Below are 6989 nucleotides of genomic sequence, written 5' to 3' on the forward strand. Positions count from 1 at the left end.
GGCTCCAATGTATAATTATAAAGAGCAGGAGTACCTAACATCCCCGGCATTACGGATGGCACTAAAGGTCGGTAAACCCCTCTAACTTGCTCCTCATAATCATTATCGATTGCTAAATCTTCACTAAACTCAGGTAGATTTTTGACTTGCTCTTTGGTCAGTTTAGGAACAAAAAGATGTTTCTTCTCATAGTCAAGACGAGCTAAACCCACCGGAAGCAATACTTTTTTGCCAAAAATCCAAAAGCCTGTATCAATGATGAAATACCGGAAACGACCATCGTTTTCATCAACTAATATGTTGACAACAGAGCCAACTCTGTCATCATCGGCGTAAACATCAAAACTTTTAATGTCATTACCATTAAAAATTTCATCGTTGTAGTTGGGATTGTATTCGTCAAGTTTGTACAAGGCCATGTTTTTTCCTCCTGTAAAAACTGTTTAATTTTATTAGTAACTAACTTAAAGGTTGAATTTTTGCCTCATAAGCAGCATTGTTTAAACCGCCACCTCTATAAGCTTTTTGAGAATTAATTGCACTTCTTAAGGCAGCGATTCGATCGCTTGTTGCAGGATGAGTACTCAAAAATGTCGTAAGCTGATTCAAGTTAACTACGATGTTCAAAATTGGTGAACATTCCCAGCCAGCGAACTTGCCCAAACTGCTCTATATCCAAGCATTGTCCCTGATTAATAACTTCATTTGAAACGTCGTCTCGACCTCTGGCCAATCTTTACGGGAGATGCCATAAGAAATGGGATATATCCCAGGTTTCCACTCAATTCGGACTAAATCGGCGCTCAGAAAATAAATTTCCAATTCAATGTGTTTGAAGTGAAATTGTCCGCCTCTCTTAGTTGCTTCAGCCCTCTGAATTTCTCCAGTTTCCTCAACAGCTTTTAAAGTTTGAGACTTACGAAACTGACGTTCTAACCAATCTCGTTGCAGTGGGTAGAGCAGCGACCCTAAAAACCGTCGAAGTTTAATTGTTCGTAGGTTGAGAAATGCTTCGTTGAGGATATCCATAAAACCTCATAGAAAGTACAGCATTTAAGACAGCCATGACAAACTGAGAATTTCTAAGAAGGGTATATAGTATCAGCAACTAAAACAGGTCTGTTGCCGTACTCAACCTCTAACTCTCTTTTTACATTTAGATCCCAGGTGAAGTCATAGTCTTGCTCAATTTCAGCAATAACAAAAGGACGAACTTTACCGATTATTGATACTGTCTGGCCCTGATTTATTGCTACTTTGGGCGGTGCTTTTAATAAAACTAGTAAATCTTGCCCGCCAAACAATTGGTTTTCATCTAAGGTTAATAAAACTGGACTGCGGATATTTTCTACTTCTCCCGTAACTGCAACTTGACGACGATAATATTGTTCGGGACGTTGTGTTATTTGGCCAGATTGAGGCGCTAGTACAATGTATCGAGCAACAATTGCAGGTTGATTGATGTAATCTTTGTAATATTCGTCCTGTATGTTGAGATTAAACTCTTGCTCAATTTTGGGAATTACTAAATTACGAACCTGACCAGTAACTTGCACTTTGATGTTTTCGTCAGATGGTAGATTAAAAGGCACGCCTGAAGCATTAACAACTACAAGAGGTTCACCGCGAAAGAACCGTGCATCATTAACCGTGAATGAACTCGAACCAATTTTCCTAATTACTCTGCTTTTAATTGTCACAGAGTTACCGATAAATTCCTCGGTATTCTCAGCAATTTCAGATGTATTGCTGATAGTTGGCTTTGCCTCAAAAAAGCTACAACTTCTCACTACCAAAGCGATCGCTACCAGGAAAACTAATACCCCTGCCTTACTCAGTGCTTGTAAGAAATCTCCCCTTTGAGAATTATCATCCATTGCCTTTATTTTTATTTGTCTTGAGGCTATTCATGAAAAGCTTTCCTGATAGATGATCCTGTAGAATACCTTATTGTGGAATTGCTGAGGGATAAACCTCTGTTGCAACTAACACAGGTTTATTTCTGTATTCTGCTTCTAGCTGTTTTTGCACAGTTAAATCCCATTTCAGGTTATATTCTCGTTCTAGTTCAGCTACAACAAACGGACGCAACACACCTGTAACTGCAACTTTCTCACCTTCATTGACAACTCCTTTGGGAGTTCCGGCGCGGATCACTAACAAGTCTTGTCCACCAAATAATTTGTCTTCGTCTAACGTGAAGGAATTGGCATTTCTAATGTTTTCCACTTCACCTGTCACTGCCAAGTTTTTACCGTAGTATAGTTGAGGGTTTGTAGTAAGTTCACCTGGTTTAGGAGCAAGCGCAATTGATTGAGCAATAATTGCAGGTTGGGTTTCGTACTCTTTGTACAAGTTTGCATCTAAACCCAAGTTGTAATCTCGATTAATATCTGCAATCACAAAGTTACGAACTGGGCCTGTCGCTTGAATTGGTGTATTTGGATCAGCAGGCAGGGTGAAAGTTTTACCCGAAGCATTTACAACTAAAATTGGTTTAGCACTAAAAAATTGCTTATCGGCAATTGTGAAAGTTGACGGCCCCAATTTTCTGACGGGTGTACTTCTAATTGTTACAGTTTTACCAATTAGTTCCTTTGTATTGTCTGCGACTTCTTCTGTAGTCACATTGGTTTCTGGTACTCCGGCCTGCTGATCTAAGTTGTTGGTACAACTTCCAAGCAGCATTGCAGATATAGCTAGAGCAATTGTTCCTTTAGAACTCCATTTAGTTTGAATAAAGTTAACCATTTCAAAATCTCCATTTGGGTTGACTAATTATCAGGTTCAGATCATGACTTATTATTCAAAAGCTTTTAGGTCAGTCCTAGTGATGCTTTTTCAACTGAACCTGATATTATTAAACGACCACAAAACTTTTGATTTGTTGTAATCAGCGTTTTAAGGCGTTCAACATTTTTGCGGTGAATTATATTAATTCAAAAAGACTTGACCATCTTTTTGAATTCTCAATACGCCTTGATTGTCATCGAAATTGGTTGTTTCATCTAACGAGACTGCGAGTGTCCCTTCACTTTCAGAGGTAGACATGGGCATAACTTTTAGCAGTCCACCATCTTGACGTACCAAGGTAATACTGATAGGTGTTGGTAAGTTTCGTAAGACAAATTCTTGTCCACCTGCAAGATATCGAGGTTGAGTCTGACCGATTGCTTGATAAGAGATACCAGCGTTAGTGTTATTTTTCAATTTCACATCGACTGTACCTGCTGTTGGTGTAATAGTTGCGATCGCACTTTGTCGGCTTTCTGGAGCAGGTGGTTGTATGACATTAACATTTGTGCGTCTTCCATTCATAGGATACGCAGGAACCATAATACTCTGGGAACCAGTAGTTTGCTGTTGTCCTGCTAATCTTAAAGTTGCAGCATTCGGTGGACATCCTGCTGGAACCATAACTCGATTCCGGTGTGGTTCTTCGTAGAAAATTCTAGGGCAAGGATTAATTTGGGAAATTCGCGGCTGTGCTACTGCTGATTGAGTAATTGCAGAGAACCCGACTAGCAAAGTTCCAAACATTGTTCCTACTAATCCAACTTCTTTTAAAGAAGAACGATTTAATTTGTACATAAGTACCTCCTAATCATTTCATATTTGCTTGTTATTTGAAAATTCAAATAGTGACATCTAGTGAAAAATGAGAGAATCTTCTTAGTTAGCCTCTAAGTAAGCTTTTTTGCAATAATCCAAATTCTTGATGTCTACTTTAGATTTAGGTAAAGTTGAGCAGCTCAACCAAAAGAGGAGAATGAAAACAGACCGTCTGTAATTTTCAGATTAAATCTCAATGGTGGAAAAGTCGAGCAGAATTGCAGTATATCTGGCAAATACTACTTTAGATATAGGTTAGTACTTCCATAGCAATAGCTGGCAAAATTAAATCAATACTACGCCTATTACTCTTCTAACCAATAGAGTAGACCAAGAGAAGTAACTCCCCCAAAAAAGTGAGCGCCAATCATGTTGACGTTTGCTAACATTACAAAAATGTCTAGCGAACGAATTACATTTTCTGGCTGATAAATTGCAACACCTTGAGGTTGTGCTACTGCTTTACCTAAAATGATTGAAACCGTCACTTCAGAAGCAATAAAAGCTATTAATAAACCTACCAAACTTACAATTAATCCAATTCGTAAATTTTGAATTACGTCTTCCTTCCTGGGATGGTTTTGAGAATTTGGTGTTTGTAAAAGTTTAGCCATTTTTCGATAACGCAAAGCCCAATAGACTCGAAAGCACAGCAATAAAATACCAACAATAGCCAAAAATATCCCAAACCCTATACCTGCATTGCTTGTTTGAGTAGTAATGTTACGGCTAAAACACGCCAGCAATACAGCAATACCAGAAATACCACCAAGTACTAATTGTACCCAAAAACTAATTCGACTCACTAAACGCAATGTGGCAGCAAATTTTTGTTTGCTTGGTGGATGTGAAAGTGATTCTAAATCATTTATCATATATATACCCCCTTAGATGATTTATTTAAGTAAATATAGGAAATTAAATTTTAGTTAAATCTATATAATAAAACTTACAAATTAATATATTTACTTCCTTCCTTGAAATATTAGTTTTTTCCCTGATGAAGAATTTATCTGAATTTAACAACTAATATTGAGTTAGTTTTAATTTAGTAAGTAAAGGTGGAAAACTAGTGGAGAATATGTATTTTGTGAAAAAATTACGACTTAAGAAAGAGACTACTAAAACTATAGATAGACTTTTTTTCCAAGTAAATCTACCCTAAACTAGAGATACTACAGTAATCCTATCTCTGGTATCTAAATTTTCACAAATGATTTAGGACTGCTTAAGACTGCTATAGTATTACTTAATTCATGAATAGCTGAACTGGAAACACCAGATTTTGTAATATACTTTAGCTCAAGACTGCTGCTACTTGAACAGCTAGTTTCTGAGGATTAAATGGTTTACTGATTATGCCTTTGACACCGAGATTATTAAATAGGCTTTTGTCATTATTACGTCCTCTTGCTGTAAGTAAAATCACAGGTATGTGTTTAGTTGTTTGATTAGCCTGTAGTTTTTGAAAAGTTGTCAAACCATCCATATCAGGCATCATTACGTCCAAAAGGATAGCATCGGGTTGAGATGACTGAGCTAAAAATAATCCTTGATTACCTGAAGTAGCAGTCAACACCTCCCAGCCCCCCATTATTTCTAGACAAGTCTGAATCAATTGACGGATGTCATCTTCATCATCAATAACTAAGATTTGTTTAGAGGTCATCGTTATTATCTTCCTGTTTTAAATTATTACTACTTAGTGCTTTAATTATTCCAATGTAATGAGGGGTATTGTTTATCGCTACCATCCTCTTAAGATTAATTTTTAATGGTAAAACTTGAAAGTGGAAAACTAGGGTAGAAGTTTAATAAACCTATGGCATAACCAGAAGTAATAGACCAAAAGTAATAGAAAATGTGGAGATTGACACGATGGGCTTTGTCCCGCCTTCCCTACGGAACGCTCCGCGAACAGCGATTCTCGCAACTACAACGTTATAGCATTGCATTCTTAACGGTTTTACTAGCTTTACTGCTTACACTGCTTCTATGGCAGCTACACAGGCTGAATTCCATTTACCCACTGTTTTTAGCTGCGGTCATGGTTAGTTCCTGGTATGGTGGTTTCAACCCAGGACTGTTGGCAACTTTTTTGTCTGCTATAGTCTGCGCCTACTTCCTTTTGCCCCCTTTTTATTCTCTAACTGTTAGTGGGTTCAGTGTAATAGGGTTAGTTCAGTTTGTGGTGGTAGCAGTGTTGATCAGCTCACTTAACTCCGCATTGCGCCAAGCGCGATCGCAAGCTCAGAAAAATGCGCGAGCCGCCCAGCAAAATTACGAGTCTCTACGTGAAATTCAAGACAGTCTGCGCCAAAGCGAAGAACGTTATCGATTGCTAATAGAAGGAGTAACTAATTACGCAATTTTTATGCTAGATACAAACGGTAAATTTACCAGTTGGAACATTGGAGCCGAGCGTATTTTAGGCTATCAAGAAGTAGAAATTATTGGTCAACCTTTTGAGCGAATTTTTTCACCAGAAGCAATTGAGCGCGGACAACCACAACAAGTATTAACAAAAGCCGCAACTGAAGGTTTTTCTAAAGAAAATCGTTGGCATATCCGTAAGGATGGGACATTTTTCTGGGCGCATTGTGTAATCACACCTTTACGAGATGAAAATGGAAATCTGCGCGGCTTCTCTAAAATTATGCAAGATATTACTGAGCGCAAACAAGCTGAGGAAGAAAAAGAGCAACTGTTGCTGCGAGAACAAGCTGCACGCGCTGTGAGCGAAGCGGCGCAAAGTGCAGCAGAAGCTGCAAACCGTTCCAAAGACGAATTTTTAGCAATAGTATCCCATGAACTACGTACTCCCATGACTGCAATTATCGGTTGGGCTGGGATGTTGCAAACGGGTGCGTTAGATGAAGCTAAAGTATCTCTTGCACTGGAGATAATTGAACGTAATGCTAATTTGCAAATGCAACTTATTGAAGACCTACTTGATATTTCGCGGATTGTTAGAGGAGAACTTTCACTCTCCATTGATTTGGTAGATTTAGTAGAAGTAATTACAGCCGCGATCGAGGTTGTACAATCACTGGCAGATGCTAAGAGTATTCAAATTGAAACTATACTTGATACTTCAATAGAAAAAATTTCGGGTGATTCAGATCGCTTGCAACAAGTTGTGTTAAATTTACTCACCAATGCAATTAAATTTACACCCAACGACGGACGAATTAAGGTGCAGTTGTCAAAAAAAGTGGGGAATAGGGAGTGGGGAGTAGGAAGTGGGGAAGAGTTTTCCCAACCCTCAATTCCTAACTATGTTCAAATTCAAGTGAGTGATACAGGGCAGGGTATCAGTGCTGACTTTCTACCTCATGTATTTGAGCGCTTTTGCCAAGCAGATAGTAGTCATACTC

General features: G+C 38.3%; 9 protein-coding genes. 1 reads left to right on the top strand and 8 read right to left on the bottom strand.

What is annotated here, in order from left to right; genetic code table 11:
- The 8 genes from IQ229_RS07040 to IQ229_RS07075 all read right to left on the bottom strand — a co-directional run.
- Window positions 1-419, bottom strand: a 419-nt coding sequence (locus IQ229_RS07040) for a PRC-barrel domain-containing protein (RefSeq protein ID WP_194042462.1), incomplete at its 3' end; no start/stop codon positions are given.
- 40 nt (window positions 420-459) lie between these two features.
- Entirely contained in the window at window positions 460-663 is a 204-nt protein-coding gene (locus IQ229_RS07045) for a hypothetical protein (RefSeq protein WP_194042464.1), read from the bottom strand.
- Window positions 664-669: 6 nt separating this feature from the next.
- A complete protein-coding gene (locus tag IQ229_RS07050) occupies window positions 670-1029 on the bottom strand; it encodes a hypothetical protein (protein WP_194042466.1) in 360 nt (119 codons plus the stop codon).
- A 53-nt stretch (window positions 1030-1082) separates the two neighbouring features.
- The gene (locus tag IQ229_RS07055) at window positions 1083-1877 is read right to left on the bottom strand and encodes a hypothetical protein (protein ID WP_194042468.1); all 795 of its coding nucleotides are present in this window, start codon (window positions 1875-1877) and stop codon (window positions 1083-1085) included.
- Between the two features lie 70 nt (window positions 1878-1947).
- Window positions 1948-2751 (bottom strand): hypothetical protein, encoded by an 804-nt coding sequence (locus IQ229_RS07060; protein ID WP_194042470.1) that lies wholly within the window; start codon window positions 2749-2751, stop codon window positions 1948-1950.
- 183 nt (window positions 2752-2934) lie between these two features.
- Complete coding sequence (locus IQ229_RS07065; protein ID WP_194042472.1) at window positions 2935-3591, bottom strand: hypothetical protein; 657 nt, start codon at window positions 3589-3591, stop codon at window positions 2935-2937.
- 326 nt (window positions 3592-3917) lie between these two features.
- Complete coding sequence (locus tag IQ229_RS07070; RefSeq protein ID WP_194042474.1) at window positions 3918-4487, bottom strand: DUF3611 family protein; 570 nt, start codon at window positions 4485-4487, stop codon at window positions 3918-3920.
- Between the two features lie 422 nt (window positions 4488-4909).
- Window positions 4910-5281 (bottom strand): response regulator, encoded by a 372-nt coding sequence (locus IQ229_RS07075; protein ID WP_194042476.1) that lies wholly within the window; start codon window positions 5279-5281, stop codon window positions 4910-4912.
- 192 nt (window positions 5282-5473) lie between these two features.
- On the opposite strand from IQ229_RS07075, the gene IQ229_RS07080 reads away from it, so the two are divergent.
- On the top strand, window positions 5474-6989 hold a 1516-nt coding region (locus IQ229_RS07080; RefSeq protein ID WP_194042477.1), incomplete at its 3' end, for a PAS domain S-box protein.

The sequence above is a fragment of the Nostoc cf. edaphicum LEGE 07299 genome (assembly GCF_015207245.1).
In the GTDB taxonomy this organism is placed as follows: domain Bacteria; phylum Cyanobacteriota; class Cyanobacteriia; order Cyanobacteriales; family Nostocaceae; genus Nostoc; species Nostoc edaphicum_B.